Source organism: Shewanella morhuae (genome assembly GCF_003028295.1).
Taxonomy (GTDB): Bacteria; Pseudomonadota; Gammaproteobacteria; order Enterobacterales; family Shewanellaceae; genus Shewanella; species Shewanella morhuae.
The window spans coordinates 1,548,824-1,566,337 of the sequence record NZ_PYSG01000002.1; the positions used below are offsets into that span (position 1 = coordinate 1,548,824).

Annotated in this window: 15 protein-coding genes and 2 tRNA genes; 6 read left to right on the plus strand and 11 right to left on the minus strand. The window is 43.1% G+C overall.

Translation table 11 applies throughout. The features are described from left to right. Positions 1–16: 16 nt before the first annotated feature. From crcB to lrp, 5 genes are all read right to left on the minus strand, one after another. Positions 17–391 carry a fluoride efflux transporter CrcB gene (gene crcB / locus C9I43_RS07345; RefSeq protein WP_107882960.1) on the minus strand — a complete coding sequence of 125 codons (375 nt, stop codon included), beginning with the start codon at positions 389–391 and terminating at the stop codon, positions 17–19. Beyond that, positions 384–1,715, minus strand: a complete 1,332-nt coding sequence (locus tag C9I43_RS07350) for a replication-associated recombination protein A (protein ID WP_107882962.1) — start codon at positions 1,713–1,715, stop codon at positions 384–386. The genes crcB and C9I43_RS07350 overlap by 8 nt, the downstream gene beginning before the upstream one ends. 8 nt (positions 1,716–1,723) lie before the next feature. Further along, entirely contained in the window at positions 1,724–2,350 is a 627-nt protein-coding gene (gene lolA / locus C9I43_RS07355; protein WP_107882964.1) for an outer membrane lipoprotein periplasmic chaperone LolA, read from the minus strand. Positions 2,351–2,407: 57 nt separating this feature from the next. Further along, positions 2,408–5,149, minus strand: coding sequence for a DNA translocase FtsK (locus C9I43_RS07360; RefSeq protein ID WP_107882966.1), 2,742 nt, complete (start codon positions 5,147–5,149; stop codon positions 2,408–2,410). 341 nt (positions 5,150–5,490) lie between these two features. Further along, on the minus strand, positions 5,491–5,997 hold the full coding sequence (lrp, locus tag C9I43_RS07365) for a leucine-responsive transcriptional regulator Lrp (protein WP_006081649.1): 507 nt from the start codon (positions 5,995–5,997) through the stop codon (positions 5,491–5,493). 180 nt (positions 5,998–6,177) lie between these two features. On the opposite strand from lrp, the gene ald reads away from it, so the two are divergent. Together ald and trxB are read left to right on the plus strand one after the other, a co-directional pair. Beyond that, positions 6,178–7,293: an alanine dehydrogenase gene (gene ald, locus C9I43_RS07370; RefSeq protein WP_076501570.1), complete on the plus strand. Its 1,116-nt coding sequence runs from the start codon at positions 6,178–6,180 to the stop codon at positions 7,291–7,293. A 310-nt stretch (positions 7,294–7,603) separates the two neighbouring features. Continuing rightward, positions 7,604–8,557: a thioredoxin-disulfide reductase gene (trxB, locus tag C9I43_RS07375; RefSeq protein WP_076501572.1), complete on the plus strand. Its 954-nt coding sequence runs from the start codon at positions 7,604–7,606 to the stop codon at positions 8,555–8,557. A 253-nt stretch (positions 8,558–8,810) separates the two neighbouring features. Here the strand turns inward: trxB and rplT are convergent, their stop codons facing one another. The 4 genes from rplT to thrS form a co-directional block, all read right to left on the minus strand. Further along, on the minus strand, positions 8,811–9,167 hold the full coding sequence (gene rplT / locus C9I43_RS07380) for a 50S ribosomal protein L20 (RefSeq protein ID WP_006081652.1): 357 nt from the start codon (positions 9,165–9,167) through the stop codon (positions 8,811–8,813). 16 nt (positions 9,168–9,183) lie between these two features. Next, positions 9,184–9,378, minus strand: a complete 195-nt coding sequence (rpmI, locus tag C9I43_RS07385; protein ID WP_006081653.1) for a 50S ribosomal protein L35 — start codon at positions 9,376–9,378, stop codon at positions 9,184–9,186. Between the two features lie 84 nt (positions 9,379–9,462). Further along, positions 9,463–10,005, minus strand: a complete 543-nt coding sequence (gene infC / locus C9I43_RS07390) for a translation initiation factor IF-3 (protein ID WP_076501573.1) — start codon at positions 10,003–10,005, stop codon at positions 9,463–9,465. Between the two features lie 3 nt (positions 10,006–10,008). Then, positions 10,009–11,937 carry a threonine--tRNA ligase gene (gene thrS, locus C9I43_RS07395; RefSeq protein WP_107882968.1) on the minus strand — a complete coding sequence of 643 codons (1,929 nt, stop codon included), beginning with the start codon at positions 11,935–11,937 and terminating at the stop codon, positions 10,009–10,011. Positions 11,938–12,722: 785 nt separating this feature from the next. Between thrS and C9I43_RS07400 the strand changes: the two genes are divergently transcribed. Continuing rightward, positions 12,723–12,923, plus strand: coding sequence for a CPXCG motif-containing cysteine-rich protein (locus tag C9I43_RS07400; RefSeq protein ID WP_107882970.1), 201 nt, complete (start codon positions 12,723–12,725; stop codon positions 12,921–12,923). A gap of 35 nt (positions 12,924–12,958) precedes the next feature. Here C9I43_RS07400 and C9I43_RS07405 read toward each other — a convergent pair whose 3' ends face one another. Next, the gene (locus C9I43_RS07405; protein WP_107882973.1) at positions 12,959–13,582 is read right to left on the minus strand and encodes a riboflavin synthase subunit alpha; all 624 of its coding nucleotides are present in this window, start codon (positions 13,580–13,582) and stop codon (positions 12,959–12,961) included. Between the two features lie 33 nt (positions 13,583–13,615). On the opposite strand from C9I43_RS07405, the gene C9I43_RS07410 reads away from it, so the two are divergent. The 3 genes from C9I43_RS07410 (at position 13,616) to C9I43_RS07420 (ending at position 15,456) form a co-directional block, all read left to right on the plus strand. Then, positions 13,616–14,995, plus strand: a complete 1,380-nt coding sequence (locus C9I43_RS07410; protein ID WP_076501579.1) for an MATE family efflux transporter — start codon at positions 13,616–13,618, stop codon at positions 14,993–14,995. A gap of 269 nt (positions 14,996–15,264) precedes the next feature. Next, positions 15,265–15,341 (plus strand) — tRNA-Val (locus tag C9I43_RS07415). Between the two features lie 38 nt (positions 15,342–15,379). Beyond that, a tRNA-Val gene (locus C9I43_RS07420) sits at positions 15,380–15,456 on the plus strand. Positions 15,457–15,680: 224 nt separating this feature from the next. On the opposite strand, the gene C9I43_RS07425 is transcribed toward C9I43_RS07420, so the two are convergent. After that, positions 15,681–17,063: a Na+/H+ antiporter NhaC family protein gene (locus tag C9I43_RS07425; RefSeq protein ID WP_107882975.1), complete on the minus strand. Its 1,383-nt coding sequence runs from the start codon at positions 17,061–17,063 to the stop codon at positions 15,681–15,683. Positions 17,064–17,514: the final 451 nt, after the last annotated feature.

Below are 17,514 nucleotides of genomic sequence, written 5' to 3' on the forward strand. Positions count from 1 at the left end.
GATATATTCTTAATAGTTAAATGCGAGAAAAAACCAGTTGTTGACCTAAGTACACCATGAATAAACATAGACTTAGATTCAACACCACATTCAAAGTCGCCTTCAGCCAATCCCCTTCTTGCAACAGCAATAAGGTTTCATTAGAGAAAGTCGAAAACGTTGTCAAGGCGCCCAATAGGCCAATACCAATAAGTGCCTTGAGTTCTGGGCTGATATGACTCATTTGCCCCAGCGCGTAAATTACGCCCATTAAAAATGAACCGAGGACATTAACCAACAGTGTACCAAAAGGAAAACTGCTGCCAAATACTTGGATCATGAATATTGAAATAAGATAGCGAAAAACAGCCCCAATTGAACCACCTAGCGCCACAAGTAAGATGTTATTCATATCTTTTAGTCTCGCTGGCTTGATCTAACTGGGCTAATTGCGCCAACTTATCTTTGATTCGCTTCTCGAACCCTCGCTCAGTCGGAAAATAAAACTGGGCTGTTTGCAGGGGTTCAGGAAAATAGTTTTCACCACTGGCATAGGCATTAGGCTCATCATGGGCGTAGCGATAACCCTCTCCCATGCCGATATCTTTCATTAATTGAGTCGGTGCATTACGTAAATGGTGTGGCACTTCAACTTGTCCTGTTTCGCGGGCTAACTCACGCGCCGCCTTAAATGCGCTATAAACAGCGTTACTTTTAGGTGCACAGGCAAGATACACAATGGCTTGTGCGATTGCGCGCTCACCTTCGGCGGGGCCAACACGGTGAAAACAATCCCAAGCATTAAGCGCTATGGTCATGGCAGCAGGATCGGCATTACCCACATCTTCAGAGGCAATCGCCAGCAAGCGTCTTGCGACATACAGCGGATCGCCGCCACCTTCTAATATTCGACAAAACCAATACAATGCCGCATCGGGTGCTGACCCTCGAACAGATTTATGCACCGCCGAGATTAAATCGTAAAACTGATCGCCATTTTTATCGAACCCAGCAACCTGGTGCCCCGCCACTTGAATTAACATTTCGGTAGTGAAGGTGCCGCAATCGGCGAGCATATCGCTCATCAGCTCAATAAGATTTAAGGCTTTACGAGCATCACCATCACAAAGCTGTGCCAACGTGGTGAGCACATCGGTTGGCATCACAAATTGGCGCTGACCTAAGCCGCGCTCAGTATCATTTAAGGCTTGAGTGACAATATGGGCAATCTCATCATGGCTTAAGCGTTTAATAAGATAGACTCGTGCCCGCGAGAGAAGCGCATTATTGATTTCAAATGAAGGATTTTCTGTCGTTGCACCAATAAAAATAACGGTGCCATCTTCAATAAATGGCAAAAAGGCATCTTGCTGACTCTTATTGAATCGGTGTACTTCATCGACAAATAATAAGGTGCGCTGGCCACGGGACTGCGCCACAGCTTTTGCTTGCTCAATCGCCGCGCGAATATCTTTTACGCCAGAGGTGACCGCAGAGATACGTTCAACGTGCGCATTTGAATAATGTGCAATTAATTCGGCCAGGGTGGTTTTGCCGGTGCCAGGTGGCCCCCACAACATCATTGAATGGGCGCGCCCTGCTTCTAATGCATTACGCAGCGGCTGACCCTCACCTAATAAATGGGCTTGACCTATATATTCGGCTATCGTTCTTGGCCGCATGCGCGCAGCCAAGGGGCGAAAGTCTGGGGCAAAATTAAAGGATAAACTGCTCACACGGTAGCCTAATGCGCTGTTTTACGACGTTGGTCATCAACATCGATATTAGCAGGCAGTATAAAAGTGAATAGCGCTTTATCTTTATCGGTAATCGCTTGCTGATTGCTTAAATCAAACTGGCTTAAATTACCTTTATCATCAGCAACATTGAAATGAACTAATTGAGTGTTTTTAAAGCAAACATTAACGGACAAAATGCCAGAATCAATCGCTTTGGGTTTGATTTCATAACAATCTTGTTTTTTAGTCACAAAATACTGTGCCCAAGTCGCATCATCGCGATGCACTAACAATGCGATGGGCGAAGCATTAATCGCCTGTGCAAAATCCATAATGAGCACTTCTTCGGCAAAGGGGTTATAAATCCATAAATCTTTACCGTCGGCGACAATTTTAGACTCATCAGGCTGAGTTAAATGCCAATAAAATTGATTCGGATAGGCTAAGGCAAAGATGCCTGAACCGGTCTGAATCACTTTTTGATTTACGTCAGTGACAGTTTGCTTAAAATCCGCTTTTAATGAAGCTGTGCTAATAAGTTTATCTCTAAGTTGCTGTGCATCATCGGCAAATGCCGCTGCGCTATATAACAAAGGTGAAGCTAACAATACAGCGTATAATCGTTTTTTCATTTTAATCCTTACCCTGTAAAACTATTCGGTGCACTAAAGCCATGTCTTAGCATTGGCTTAATATTTTTTGGGTGCTGGCGGCGCCAATACTTCACGATTACCGTTATGGCCTTGCGCCGACACGATACCTTGTGCTTCCATCTGTTCAATAATGCGCGCAGCGCGGTTATAACCAATCTTAAACTTACGTTGTACGCTTGAAATAGAGCCGCGGCGAGTTTCAGTCACAAAGGCAACGGCTTCATCATACAACGGATCATATTCTTCATCGGACTCAGCGGTTTCACCGGGCAATAACACTTGCTCACCATCAGTAGCGCCATTAAGAATTTCATCAATATATTGCGGCTTACCACGGGCGCACCAATCGGCAACGACGCGATGTACTTCATGATCGTCAACAAAGGCGCCATGAACCCGATTTGGTATGGCCGTGCCCGGTGGTAGGAATAACATATCCCCCATACCGAGTAAGGTTTCAGCACCTTGTTGATCTAAAATAGTACGCGAATCGATACGCGATGACACTTGGAACGCCATACGGGTAGGAATGTTGGCTTTAATCAAACCGGTAATCACATCCACTGACGGTCTTTGGGTAGCCAGAATTAAATGAATACCTGCAGCTCGCGCTTTTTGGGCGATACGGGCAATCAACTCTTCCACTTTCTTACCGACTATCATCATCATATCGGCAAATTCATCAACCACGACGACAATCGATGGCAGCTTATCTAACGCGGGGGCTTCGGGCTCCATGCTGTCAGAAGACTTCCACATAGGATCTAAAATCACTTCGCCATTCGCCTTCGCCTCGGCAATTTTAGCGTTATAGCCTTTAATGTTACGTACACCCATCATAGACATTAGCTTATAGCGGCGCTCCATTTCGCCCACACACCAGCGCAGTGCATTGGCAGCTTCTTTCATATCGGTGACCACTTCACACAACAAATGCGGAATGCCTTCATACACAGACAATTCCAACATTTTCGGATCGATCATGATAAAACGCACATCTTCTGGGCCAGACTTATACAGTAAGCTCGTGATCATCACGTTTACGCCCACAGACTTACCCGAACCTGTTGTACCCGCAACCAACAAATGCGGCATTTTACCCAAATCGACGACCACTGGATCGCCTGCAATATCTTGGCCTAACACCATGGTTAAATTGGATTTGCTCTCGGTAAATGCCTCGCAATCAAGGACGTCGCGCATAAATACGGTTTCGCGAAATTTATTGGGTATTTCGATGCCAACATAAGCCTTGCCCGGAATCACTTCTACCACTCGCACACTTTCCGCTAATAAAGAGCGAGCCAAATCCTTTGATAAATTAGAGATTTTTGACGCTTTAACGCCTGGTGCTAATTCTAATTCAAAGCGCGTGATCACAGGTCCTGGATACACGCCCACCACATTGGCGATAATATTGAAATCAGCGAGCTTAACTTCAACAAGCCGCGCAACTTGATCCAATTCTTCTGCGCTGATGGGATTCTTTTTACGATCAGGTATATCGAGTAGATTAATACTTGGTAGCGGATCCATCGGTTTTTTCGGCGTAGGTTTATCTTCTTGCCCTGGCAGTACCACAATACCATCAACAATTTTTGCTTTTTGCTCTTGCTTCTTACGCTGAGCTTGATTCACAGCGCCCGTTGAAGCTTTAGTATCAAAATCAATAATGTCATCATCATTAAACCCAATACTCTCATCGTCATCTTCTGCCAATGTTTGATGATTAAATACCGGCTCATTATCGTCATGTGCAAATGAATAGGAGTTAAAGTCAGCGCTATTTTGCTCAGTTGCCATTGAATGTTGCGGCTCAGCTAACCATGGCGGCGCTTCAAAATTACCATGGGCGGCCAAATCATCATGATCGATTTGCGGCTCAACCCGTTGGGTATTTTTATTTTTGGCGCCATTAAAACTCAAAATTTTTGCAAGCGCAGACAGCTTATTTTTTTGCGGCGTATCGTCTTGCGTTGCAGTGATAATGCCCTCATCAGTAGCAGACAATGTGGGTGTTATCTCTGCTCTACGCCCGATATAGCGTTCACGCACTTTTGGCGAGTCAATAACGGGTGGTCTTTCAAGCACATATTGAGATTCACGGCGCTGCTTGAACTTATCAACCACCGACATAAAACCACGAGTATCTTCGCTTTCACCTTTACGCTTCATCGCTTGTGGCAGTAATTTAAGCTTTTTATAAACCCAAATTGAAATTAAGCCGATTTTCTCGACCACGGTGAGCCAACTAATGCCGGTTAATAGCGTAAAACCTGAGCCTAAAAAGCACAGCAGCAATAAGGTCGTGCCGAGTTTATTAAAATACGGCAACATACTTTGTCCAATGACATCACCTGCGACGCCCCCTGCTGAAAACTCATAAATATTATTAGCGTTCATGCTCGCTAGGGCCGAAAAGCCTAAAATAATCAGTAAAAAACCAATCAACCTTAGGGCAACAGAGAAGTAATCAACCTCAAGTAAATGATGAGCGCGTTTGAACATTAACCAGCCTGTCGACGCGACAATAAGCGGCATGATATAAGCTGTTACACCAAAAAAATATAATAGAATATCGGCAATCCAAGCACCTACTGCTCCGGTCCAGTTTTTAATATCGCCTTGAAAATGCGACTGACTCCAACCAGGATCAGACGGGCTAAAACTCGTTAATGCGAGCAAAATATAAGTGGCGAGAACACAACAAATGATGAGTCCGCCTTCCAGCAGACGTTGCAGCCCTGTGAGCGTGCGTACACTATTTCCTTGAGACAAACGACGTAATCCATAATAAGTGAAAACAGGTGGGCTAACGATACCAGAATCCCACTAAATGTGGAGCATATTAGTCTGTTTTTCTATGTAGAATTAGCCATGATTGGCAAAATTTAACCTATCGGGGTACTTAAGTATGTTTTTAGGGAGGAAAGAGTTATTACACAAACACTTCCGTTAACAAATTTGATTAAAATTACCACAAAAATAAGTGTGTAAACTGGTTAACTTAAGTAAGATCGCAAGATTGAGCACAACAGAATTCAAGCAAGATAAGCAAATGGTGTTACACAAATAAGGAGCCTAAGCCCCTTATGATAAAACCAAATAATCAGGGTAAATTAGATATCTGAAAGTAGATGATTTATCGCGACACGACTGGTGTGTTTCACCTCTTCCATCACGACATAGGTACGCGTGTCAGAAACAGAAGGTAACTTCAATAATGTCTCACCTAGCAAACGACGATAGGCTGACATATCTGAAACTCGGGTCTTCAGTAAGTAGTCAAAATCGCCTGATACTAGGTGACATTCTTGAATATCATCTAGCAGCTGTACTGCACGGTTAAACTTATCAAACACTTCGGGAGTATCACGGCTTAGCGTGATCTCAACGAATACGAGCAGGGATGCGCCCAAGAAATGCGGATTTACCAACGCGGTGTAGCCATTGATATAACCTTGTTTTTCGAGTCGTTTCACTCTTTCTAAACACGGAGTGGGACTGAGCCCGACCCTTTTTGACAATTCCACATTTGAAATGCGGCCATCAAGTTGTAATTCATTAAGAATGTTGCGATCGATGCGATCCAAGTCTTTTACAGGACTCTTTTTATTATATGCCATTTATTTAACCTTGCTTTATCACTAAAACAACATTTTACTCTAGGTATGACCCAACTTTAGCAGCATAAACTGCTTTACCGATACTATACTAGAAATCCCTGAATTAATCACGTTCAGGTCACGATAAAATAACAATTATGCCCATTAAAAGTGGGATTTACAGGCAATTGAGGCTCAACTATGATTATTGGTGTTCCAAAAGAAATTAAAAACCACGAATATCGTGTCGGTATGGTTCCTTCTAGCGTTCGTGAATTAGCGAACAAAGGTCATGATGTTTTTGTTGAAACCAATGCTGGCCTAGGCATTGGTTTTTCAGATGAAGATTATATTGATGCTGGCGCCAGCATTTTAGCCACCGCTGCAGAGGTTTTTGCTAAAGCACAAATGATTGTAAAAGTAAAAGAACCTCAAGCCATTGAGCGTGCGATGTTACGTCACGATCAAATTTTATTTACTTATCTGCATCTGGCTCCAGATTTATCGCAAACTGAAGATTTAATCAAAAGTGGAGCGGTGTGCATTGCTTATGAAACGGTGACAGATAATCACGGAGGCCTTCCTCTATTGGCCCCTATGTCGGAAGTAGCTGGTCGTATGTCAATCCAAGCGGGGGCAATGGCATTAGAGAAATCTTCAGGAGGGCGCGGTGTTTTAATGGGTGGTGTACCCGGCGTAGAGCCAGCTAAAGTCGTCATCATTGGTGGCGGCATGGTGGGTACTAATGCCGCGCAAGTTGCTGTAGGCATGGGCGCAGATGTAGTAGTGCTCGATCGTAGCATTGATGCTCTGCGTCGTTTAAATGTGCAGTTTGGCTCGGCAGTCAAAACGATTTACTCTACCGCTGATACGATTGAACAACATGTTATTAAAGCCGATCTTGTTATCGGTGGCGTACTTATTCCAGGCGCTGCGGCACCAAAATTAGTGACACGAAGTATGATTTCACGTATGAAGCAAGGCAGCGCCATCGTTGATGTAGCAATCGATCAAGGTGGATGTGTTGAGACGTCACACGCAACAACTCATGAAGATCCAACTTACATTGTTGATGGTGTTGTGCATTATTGTGTCGCAAATATGCCCGGCGCGGTTGCTCGAACTTCAACCTTTGCGCTCAACAATGCAACGCTACCGTTTATTCTTAAGCTGGCTAACTTAGGTTATAAAGAGGCACTATTGCAGGATAAGCATTTCCTCAATGGCTTAAACGTAATGCACGGAAAAGTTGTCTGTAAAGAAGTCGCTCACGCGTTAAATCTAGAGTTTACTTCACCAACCAGCCTTTTAAGCTAAATTTTACGTAAGTTTTATCTAGCAACACATTCTAAGCGGCCTTCATTTTATCAGGCCGCTTATTTTATAAGTCAAAGTCCATTAACAACCATTTCGTCATCATTTAATAAAGAAACTTATGCTGCAATTATGACTATTATTTCCTCTTTTAAGTCGTTAATTTTAATCGTTGTTAAAGCAACATTTACGTTCTAATCTAAAAGCTCACAGACTCGATTAGCACAATCTAAAAGAATCGCCTTTCAACACTTTACCCCTACGGGTAAATTCCCTACAATCTTCGCAATTTGCTAAAGGCATGGAGATAAAAATGAGCCAGATCAGACATTGTAACTTATTGATTTTGGGTTCAGGCCCAGCAGGATATACCGCAGCTGTTTATGCTGCGCGTGCGAACTTAAAACCAGTGATGATCACTGGTATGCAGCAAGGTGGACAATTAACCACCACAACTGAAGTGGAAAACTGGCCAGGCGATGCGGATGACCTAACTGGTCCAGCTTTGATGGAACGTATGCAAAAGCATGCCGAAAAATTTGATACTGAAATCTTATTCGATCACATCAACGAAGTAACCTTAACTGAGCGCCCTTTTCGTTTAAAAGGCGACAACGGCGAATACACTTGTGATGCGCTGATCATTGCAACTGGCGCTTCAGCCCGTTATTTAGGATTAGATTCTGAAGAAGCATTCAAGGGCCGCGGCGTGTCAGCCTGTGCAACCTGTGATGGGTTCTTCTATCGCAATCAAAAAGTTGCCGTGATAGGTGGTGGTAATACAGCCGTTGAAGAAGCACTGTACTTAAGCAATATTGCCGCTGAAGTACATTTAATTCATCGCCGTGACACATTCCGCTCAGAAAAAATTCTGATCAATCGTCTAATGGACAAAGTCGCTAATGGCAACATCATCCTTCACTTAGATCAAACCATGGATGAAGTTGTTGGTGATGCTATGGGTGTGACAGGCCTGAAGATGAAGAGCACTAAAGATGGTTCAATCACCGACTTAGCCGTTGCAGGCGTGTTCGTTGCTATTGGCCACAGCCCTAATACCGGTATTTTTGCAGGCCAGCTAGAAATGGACCACGGTTATTTAAAAGTACAGAGCGGCTTACAAGGCAATGCCACCCAAACTAGCATTGAAGGTGTTTATGCTTGTGGTGACGTAATGGATCAACATTATCGCCAAGCCATCACTTCAGCCGGCACTGGATGTATGGCTGCACTCGATGCTGAGCGTTACTTAGACGCTAAAAAATAATAAGATTAGCTTTTAGATCAATAGCAGGCTTAGCCTGCTATTTTTTTTAACTGCAACTTATCCATAAAGACCATCATTTAGCTCATGTTTTCCCAAAGTTTAATGCTGTAAACACAGAGGCTTTTTCGCTTCCACGCAGCCCATACATTCTAATTTCTTCAACGTAAAAATATTTAATCATTGTATTAAGTCAAAAATAACCGACAAAAAAAGGGACCAAATGGTCCCTTCTCTACAGCAACAAACTAATTTCTTAGTTTAACGCTTCTTTTGCTTTTTCAACTAAAGTTGCAAACACAACTTTGTCGAATACAGCGATGTCAGCCAAAATCTTACGATCGATTTCGATAGACGCCTTTTTCAGACCGTTGATGAAACGGCTGTAAGACAGACCATTTTGACGAGCGGCAGCATTAATACGTGCAATCCATAATTGACGGAATTGACGTTTTTTCTGACGACGGTCACGGTAAGCATATTGGCCAGCTTTAGTTACTGCTTGTACAGCAACACGGTAAGTACGGCTACGAGCGCCATAATAACCTTTAGCTAGTTTTAAAACTTTTTTGTGACGAGCACGAGCGGTTACACCACGCTTAACTCTTGGCATTTTCTAAACTCCTAAATTAAGCGTAAGGTAATTGACGCGCGATTGCTGGTACGTCAGCTTTTGATACTAAACATTTGGCACGTAAGTGACGTTTACGTTTAGTGCTTTTTTTCGTCAAAATGTGACGTAAGTGTGCTTGCTTGCGCTTGAAACCATTAGCGGTTTTCTTAAAACGCTTCGCTACACCCTTGTCTGTTTTCATTTTAGGCATTTCTAAAACTCCGCATTGGGATGTTTAATAAAAAGCAAGGCGAGCAAAGGCCATAGGCCTTTGCTACTTTAAGTTTTGCCCTACTTATTTCTTTTTAGGTGCTAGCACCATAATTGCTTGTCGGCCTTCCATTTTCGGGAAAGACTCAACAACCGCATACTCGTCCAAATCAGCCTTGATACGGTTCAATAGATCCATACCCAGGTTTTGGTGTGCCATTTCGCGACCTCGGAAACGTAGCGTAATCTTCGCTTTGTCCCCGTCTTCCAGAAAACGTATCAGGTTGCGTAGTTTTACCTGATAGTCGTTTTCGTCAGTTCCAGGACGGAATTTAATTTCCTTGACCTGAACCTGTTTTTGCTTCTTCTTTTGTTCTTTTTGAGCTTTCGCTTTATCAAAAAGGAACTTACCGTAGTCCATAATGCGACATACTGGAGGTTCAGCGTTTGGACTAATTTCTACTAGGTCTGCACCTGCTTCATCTGCCAAATTCTGAGCATCTCTGATGCTTACCACACCAATAGCTTCACCATCAATGCCAGTTAAACGTACTTCTGGTACGCCTGTAATTTCGTCATTGATTCTATTAGGGGCTGGCTGACGCCCTGCTGTTTTTTTGATCTTTATGATCTATTCCTCCAACAATTTGAGACTACGGAGCGAAATCTGTTGATGGATTTTAGTGGCGAAATCTTCAAGTCGCATCTTACCTAAATCTATACCATCACGAGTACGCACCGCGACTTCCTTATTTTCCATTTCTTGATCGCCAACGACCAACAAATAAGGGACACGCCTTAAGGTGTGCTCGCGTATTTTAAAGCCTATTTTCTCATTCCTCAAGTCAAAAGACGCTCGAATACCTTGTTCTTTGAAGAATTTTACAACTTCTTCAACATAATCAGCCTGTTTATCAGTGATATTCATCACGACAACTTGCATTGGGGCTAACCAAGTTGGGAAACGTCCTGCATATTCTTCAATCAAGATACCCAAGAATCGCTCCAACGAGCCTAAAATAGCACGGTGGATCATAACAGGGGTTTGACGACTGTTATCTTCGGCAACATAAGTTGCACCAAGACGACTTGGCAACGCATAATCGAGCTGCACAGTACCACATTGCCACGGACGGTCCAAACAATCGTGTAAAGTAAATTCGATTTTGGGTCCGTAGAATGCGCCTTCACCAGGTAAAATAGTGAATTCTATATTATTGGCACGTAGTGCTTGCTTAAGCGCTTCTTCGGCTCTATCCCACATAGTATCGTCACCGATACGTTTTTCTGGGCGAGTAGATAACTTAACCACAATATTGTCAAAACCAAAGGTCGCATATGTATCGTAAACCATCTGGATACACGCACTCACTTCTTCTTGAACTTGATCATCTGTACAGAAAATGTGCGCATCGTCTTGTGTGAAGCCACGTACGCGCATTAATCCATGTAACGAACCTGAAGGTTCATTACGATGACAGCAACCAAACTCCGCCATACGCAATGGCAAGTCGCGATAAGATTTCAACCCTTGGTTGAAAATCTGTACGTGACCAGGACAGTTCATTGGCTTAATTGCGTATTCGCGGTTTTCACTACTGGTCGTAAACATGGCTTCTGAGTATTTATCCCAGTGACCAGAACGTTCCCACAACACGCGATCCATCATTAATGGACCTTTGACTTCTTGGTAAGTGTATTGATTTAACTTACGGCGAATGAATCTTTCTAATTCTAAAAAGATACTCCAACCGTCGTTATGCCAGAACACCATACCTGGCGCTTCTTCTTGCATGTGATACAAGTCGAGTTGTTTACCAATTTTACGGTGGTCACGCTTAGCCGCTTCTTCTAAACGGGTTAAGTGTGTGCTCAGCGCTTTTTTATCGGCCCAAGCAGTACCATAGATACGTTGCAGCATTTTATTGTCTGAGTTACCACGCCAATAAGCGCCTGCGATACTCATTAATTTAAAATGTTGGCAAAAACGCATGTTAGGCACGTGTGGTCCACGGCACATGTCGATGTATTCTTCGTGGTGATACAGCGCAGGCGTTGCGTCTTTACTGATGTTTTCATCAAGAATAGCAATTTTATAGTCTTCACCACGCGCTGCGAATGTATCGCGCGCTTCTTGCCAGCTAACCACTTGTTTCACAACATCATAGTTAGTTTTGGCAAGTTGTTGCATACGCTTTTCTAAGGCTTCGATATCTTCTTGAGTCAATTTGCGCTCAAGGTCGATATCATAGTAGAAGCCATTATCGATAACTGGACCAATCGCCATCTTGGTTTCTGGCCACATTTGCTTAATCGCATGACCTAATAAATGCGCACAAGAATGGCGAAGAATTTCAACACCTTCTTCGTCTTTGGCGGTAATGATTGACAGCTCAGCATCGGTTTCAATGAGATCGCAGGCATCTTTTAATTCGCCATTAACGCGGCCAGCGATACACGCTTTCGCTAAACCAGGGCCAATATCGGCGGCAACATCGAGAGTCGAGACAGAATGAGCAAACTCACGTTTGCTACCATCGGGAAGTGTAATTACAGGCATGAAATATCCTTTCCAGTGGTGACCCACACGTAGGGCCACTTGGGTTAAGTTAATTGAAGAAAAATGCTCGCTAGGTTAAGACAGTACAGGAGTCTTAGCCACCTTGCGTAACAGGGCGTTTATTCTAAGGGATTGTAGCTAAAAGGCGCAAGTCTATTGGCTAGAAATGGGATTAAAAGCAAAAAGCGAATTAGTGATTTGGCTGCGTGTTAACTTAACGGTCATCGAACTCCCCTATTCTGACACCCGTTTATGGCACATAACTAAATCATGATAAGGGAACTTAAATATGTTGAACGGTATTCTACTCGCTGTAGTAATCATGACTAAAGCAGGCGCGCCACCAGAATCGTAGAAGCTAAGCGCAAACACCCCTGTTCGACACGCAAGCATTACTCTTTGATGTAACAAGTGAAATTTAACCGCAAATGCAACATTTAACGCACGATATTACTTCAAGTGCCCACGATGGTGTATTACATAGCAACAAAATTGAAGGGTTGGCGACAGTAAAAGACTAAATGCTAGAAGTGTCATCACTCACTAAGCAAAAATTTAACCAGAAGGTCTATCATGGGGTGTTTTGAGACTGACTTCATCTAAGTCAATGCACTACACTCTGCTATATACTCTAATAGCACTTAATAAAAGATACTCTAACTAGAAAGCACATACTGAGCATTCAGAGTTCACGTAATACTGTAGGTATCACGAGCAAATCAAGCATGAGAAGTGCTGATTGAGCAGAGTGATTCAGCTTTTATTGCCTAAAAAGGAGTGACACCATGAAAATCATGAATAAAGTGATAGCCTGTCCCCACTGCGGGCACCATCAAGATATCAGTATCGATGCCAGCGGCGGAGATCAAGATTATTACGATGACTGCCGAATTTGCTGTAATCCAATTCATTTACGTTTACATGTCGATGAATTGAGACGTACTATTGAACTGCATATCGACTCAGACGATGAGCAAATCTATTAAATCTGCTTGCACTAAACACGAGACGCTTAACAAGGCTAACGCGCTGAACCGTTAAAACGTCTGGCCAATACACGTTCAACAGTATCGACTATCACTTGTGTCTGGCTGTCTATCTCGATATTAAGTTCGTCACCCACATTGTAGCTGTTTAAGTTTGTCAGCTTTAAGGTTTCAGGGATTAAATGCAACTTAAAGCCCGATTCACTCACCTCACCAACCGTTAAACTGCAACCGTTGACACCGACGAATCCTTTGTAAAAGATATAGTCCATCCACTTAGGCTCAATACCCAGTGTTAGATCATAATGCTGTTCTGTGTGACTGATATGCATGACTTTGGCCTTGGTATGGATATGGCCTGACAGAATATGGCCACCGATTTCACTGCCAAAGGTTAATGAACGTTCAATGTTAATACTTTGACCCACCGACAAATTTACCAGATTTGTTAACCGTAACGTCTCTTCCACTACGTCGAAAAATACCCTATCATCAGCAACCTGAGTCACTGTGAGACATACCCCGTTATTTGCCACACTTGCGCCAATCGTAAGTCCCTCACGCAAATCAGGTTCAAACGCTACCTCAAGGGTATGTAAACCATCTTTCTTATGTATTGCAACCACCTCGCAGGTGGCTTGTACTATACCTGTAAACATTTTTTGCTCGCTTAATCGTTAAAGGCTGTATTTATGAATCATTCAGGCTATCAAGCCAAACGTTTAATCCAACTGGCACTTCCTGTGCTAATAGCTCAGGTCACTCAGACTATGATGGGCTTTATTGATACCGTTATGGCGGGCCGTGTAAGTGCAGTGGATATGGCCGCAGTGGCAGTCGGCACAAGCCTGTGGTTGCCCGCTATTTTGTTTGTCCAAGGTTTGCTGATGGCTTTTACACCTTTATTTGCCCACTATAATGGGGCGAATAATCAAAAAGCGATTCAACCGCTGGCCTTTCAAGGTGCCTATCTTGCCATCATCGGCGGCATTGGTGTGATGATTTTTCTTGCATCAGCGCCCTTTGTGCTTAGCCACATGGACTTAGAGCCTGAATTATACCGTTTAACCATAGGATATCTCGACGGTATTTTATGGGGTGCCCCCGCATTCGTGCTCTATCAAGTGCTGCGTGGCTGTAGTGAAGGGATTTCTTATACCTTACCCACCATGGTAATAGGTTTTGTCGGCTTAGCCGTAAACATTCCCGCTAACTATATTTTTATTTATGGCCACTTTGGCGTACCTGCTATGGGCGGCGCGGGTTGCGGTATTGCCACCGCCTTAGTTTTTTGGGCTATGTTGATTGCCATGATTATTTATATGCAGTTACATAAGAAGTTTGCCGCTTTAGCTCCTTTCAGTAAATTTCATCGCCCTGATTTCAACACGATGAAAAAAATGACTAAACTCGGCATGCCAATCGCTATGGCGCTATTTTTTGAAGTGAGTTTATTTGCAATCATCGCATTATTTCTTGCGCCATTAGGTGCAACTGTCGTCGCAAGTCACCAAATAGCACTGAATTTTTCCTCAATCGTATTTATGGTGCCGTTATCCATTGGCATCGCAGTATCGATTCGAATTGGTTATTACTTAGGCCAAGATCGCGCTGATATCTCAGCAGTCGTGGCAAAAGTAGGCTTGATACTTGCTCTATTACTCGCGCTGACAACGGCGATTTTAACGGTATTATTCAGATTTCAAATTGCAGAACTTTATAATGGCGATGCCGAAGTGGTTGCTTTAGCTGGCAGTCTAATGCTTATGGCTGCACTGTATCAATTATCAGACTCTGTACAAGTGGTCGCAGCCGGTGCCCTTCGTGGTTATAAGGATACGCGCAGTGCCTTTTATATTACGCTGTTTTCTTATTGGGCTATTGGTATGACACTCGGTTATACCTTGGCATATACAGACCATATCGTACCAGCTATGGGGGCTCACGGATTCTGGACTGGACTTATTGCAGGCTTAACTTCGGCTGCACTCTTATTTTTTATTCGCTTACGTTATATTCAAAAACATCGCGTGCATTTAAGCCTTATCGAAGGTGATACAACGCACCATTGATGAGCATATTGATTTAATAGGCGACAAGGTTTTAGCTTTGCCGCCTATTTGATGAATAAAATAGACGACCTAACATAGCTAAACCGCTAAGGCCAGAAAGATAAACTACGGTTTTATCAGTAAATTTGTAGAAACACTGGACAAGTTGCACAGCAATTCACCATTTGACGATAAATTTACTTTTTTTGCTTGCCAGTCCAGTCCTATCCCCCTAATATAGCGCTCGTTCCAACGCGCAATGCTTTGGAATAAAGATGAAATGTAACGATACACCCGTAGCTCAGTTGGTTAGAGCACTACCTTGACATGGTAGGGGTCGGTGGTTCGAGTCCACTCGGGTGTACCACTCTTCTCTAAGAGTATAAATATAGAAATTCATACAATACACCCGTAGCTCAGTTGGTTAGAGCACTACCTTGACATGGTAGGGGTCGGTGGTTCGAGTCCACTCGGGTGTACCATTTCTACAAAATCCTATTTAAATATAATCAATCTTACAAAACCCCTCTTAAATCTAAAAAATTATCTACCATTTTATGAATATCTAATCCCTCATTATTTGCACAAGACTATTTTTTTATACCTAAAAGCGAAATCTAATCAGCTTAAGCTGTGTTATTAGGGAATTGATTTAGCAATAAAAAAACCAGCCGAAGCTGGTTTTTTATGCTAACAGTGACCGAGTTTACGCTATAACGATAAAGCCAATAAACGCCAGTACAGCAGCGATGAGTGCATACGGTAGTTGAGTCACAGCATGGCTCACTAAATTACAACCTGAGCCTTGAGCGGCTAATACGGTTGAATCTGAGTAGAAACATGCTTGGCTACCAAATGATGACGCAGAGAGTAAAGCGCCAATCACTAACGGGATATCTGCCCCAACCGATTGCGCTAATGGCATCACAATGGGAATGGTCACCGCAAATATACCCCAGCTAGAACCAGTGGCAAATGCAAGAATAGCCATCGATAAAAATACTACCGCTGGCAGTAATTTAGGCGTCATAAACGGACTAAGTGATTCAATTACGTATTGCGGCAGTAATAGCTGATCGCACACATCCTTAAACACAAACGCCGCAATGACCGTGCTAATTGCCGGTAACATGCTTTTAAAGCCGTCAATCATCTGATCCATCATCTCGGATAACGGCATCAAGCGCTGCACCGCATAATAAGGGATGGTGATAACCAGTGTTGCAAGCAGCCCTTTCCACACGTCAATATCAAAATAAACCGTAAAGGCGACCAGTAAACAAATTGGCACTAAGAAGTTATGTAGCTGCCCTTGGCTATCGGCATTTTTAAACTCTTCCTCTATCGCTTTAACCGCATACTCATCTGAGGTTTGTACTTGGTCGAAATCGACTTGCGCGTGCGCTGGCTCGCCTTGTGCAGCGCGTAACTGCGCCGTTTTCATCGGCCCAATGGCTGGTACTATGCCTAATACAACAAGCAATACCATCGCCACTGCTAGCCAAGCATACAGCATATAAGGAATTGCTTGCATATAAACGGCAATACCCTGGCCTTCGGCGGCAACACCGTTGTCTACCAATAATCCACCGAAAAATACCGCCCAAGTCGATAATGGTACTAATACGCACACTGGTGCCGCAGTAGAATCAACCACGTAAGCAAGCATTTCACGGGATACTTTAAACTTATCGGTAACACGCTTCATGGTTTCACCCACGGTGAGCGCATTAAGATAATCATCGATAAAAATCACAATCCCAAGAATAAATGTCATCAACAGAGATGATTTAGGTCCCTTGGCAAATTTAAGTGCATTACGGCCAAACGCTAATGCGCCGCCAGTGCGGACCAAAAGTGCAATGAGCGCACCAAAACCGCCACACACCAGAATTAACCACCCTATGGTTTCATCGGTCATGACTTGCAATGACACTTTGGCAAAATTGTTTAATACTTGACTGGGATCGAGTAACAGGAAACCGGTTACCGCACCTATGATCAGAGATAAAATGGGACGGCGTAACCAAATAGCTAACACCAATACCACCAAAGGTGGGATGAGACTTAACGCTGTCGGTTCAGACATGCACTTAGGTCCTCTAAATTAATCGCCAAAAAGGCAAATGGTTTTAGAATAACGCTTAGAATCAACACAATTCAAACGCTAATATAGCTGCTTCATGATGACTAACCCTGCAGATAAAACCCGCTAATTGCTTGCTATCTAAGGTGCCTTGCCAAAAACATCGCGCAGAAAATAATGCGCATCGAATACTGAGTCAACCTTAAATTTAATTTGATCAAAAATAAATTTATTGCCTACAGTAAAAAGCAGAGGTAATGGTTTGATTCAAAACAACTTTAACCAATTATCAACTTAAGTGATTATGTTCCTCTGTATTTAATAAGCATTCAATTAATATGCCTATTTATCACTAGATGGGGTTTAGCTCGTACAAGGTTGCAGAAGTGTAACTTATCAAAAATTCGAGGTTAAAAATCAACCATTAAGCATTTACTAAAATACACTTATATAT

What these genes read in the sequence shown, in the direction of transcription:
- crcB (WP_107882960.1), bottom strand. Translation starts at nt 391, where the DNA reads ATGAATAACATCTTACTTGTGGCGCTAGGTGGTTCAATTGGGGCTGTT.
- lolA (WP_107882964.1), bottom strand. Translation starts at nt 2,350, where the DNA reads ATGAAAAAACGATTATACGCTGTATTGTTAGCTTCACCTTTGTTATAT.
- lrp (WP_006081649.1), bottom strand. Translation starts at nt 5,997, where the DNA reads ATGGCATATAATAAAAAGAGTCCTGTAAAAGACTTGGATCGCATCGAT.
- ald (WP_076501570.1), top strand. Translation starts at nt 6,178, where the DNA reads ATGATTATTGGTGTTCCAAAAGAAATTAAAAACCACGAATATCGTGTC.
- trxB (WP_076501572.1), top strand. Translation starts at nt 7,604, where the DNA reads ATGAGCCAGATCAGACATTGTAACTTATTGATTTTGGGTTCAGGCCCA.
- rplT (WP_006081652.1), bottom strand. Translation starts at nt 9,167, where the DNA reads ATGCCAAGAGTTAAGCGTGGTGTAACCGCTCGTGCTCGTCACAAAAAA.
- rpmI (WP_006081653.1), bottom strand. Translation starts at nt 9,378, where the DNA reads ATGCCTAAAATGAAAACAGACAAGGGTGTAGCGAAGCGTTTTAAGAAA.
- thrS (WP_107882968.1), bottom strand. Translation starts at nt 11,937, where the DNA reads ATGCCTGTAATTACACTTCCCGATGGTAGCAAACGTGAGTTTGCTCAT.
- C9I43_RS07400 (WP_107882970.1), top strand. Translation starts at nt 12,723, where the DNA reads ATGAAAATCATGAATAAAGTGATAGCCTGTCCCCACTGCGGGCACCAT.
- C9I43_RS07405 (WP_107882973.1), bottom strand. Translation starts at nt 13,582, where the DNA reads ATGTTTACAGGTATAGTACAAGCCACCTGCGAGGTGGTTGCAATACAT.
- C9I43_RS07410 (WP_076501579.1), top strand. Translation starts at nt 13,616, where the DNA reads ATGAATCATTCAGGCTATCAAGCCAAACGTTTAATCCAACTGGCACTT.
- C9I43_RS07425 (WP_107882975.1), bottom strand. Translation starts at nt 17,063, where the DNA reads ATGTCTGAACCGACAGCGTTAAGTCTCATCCCACCTTTGGTGGTATTG.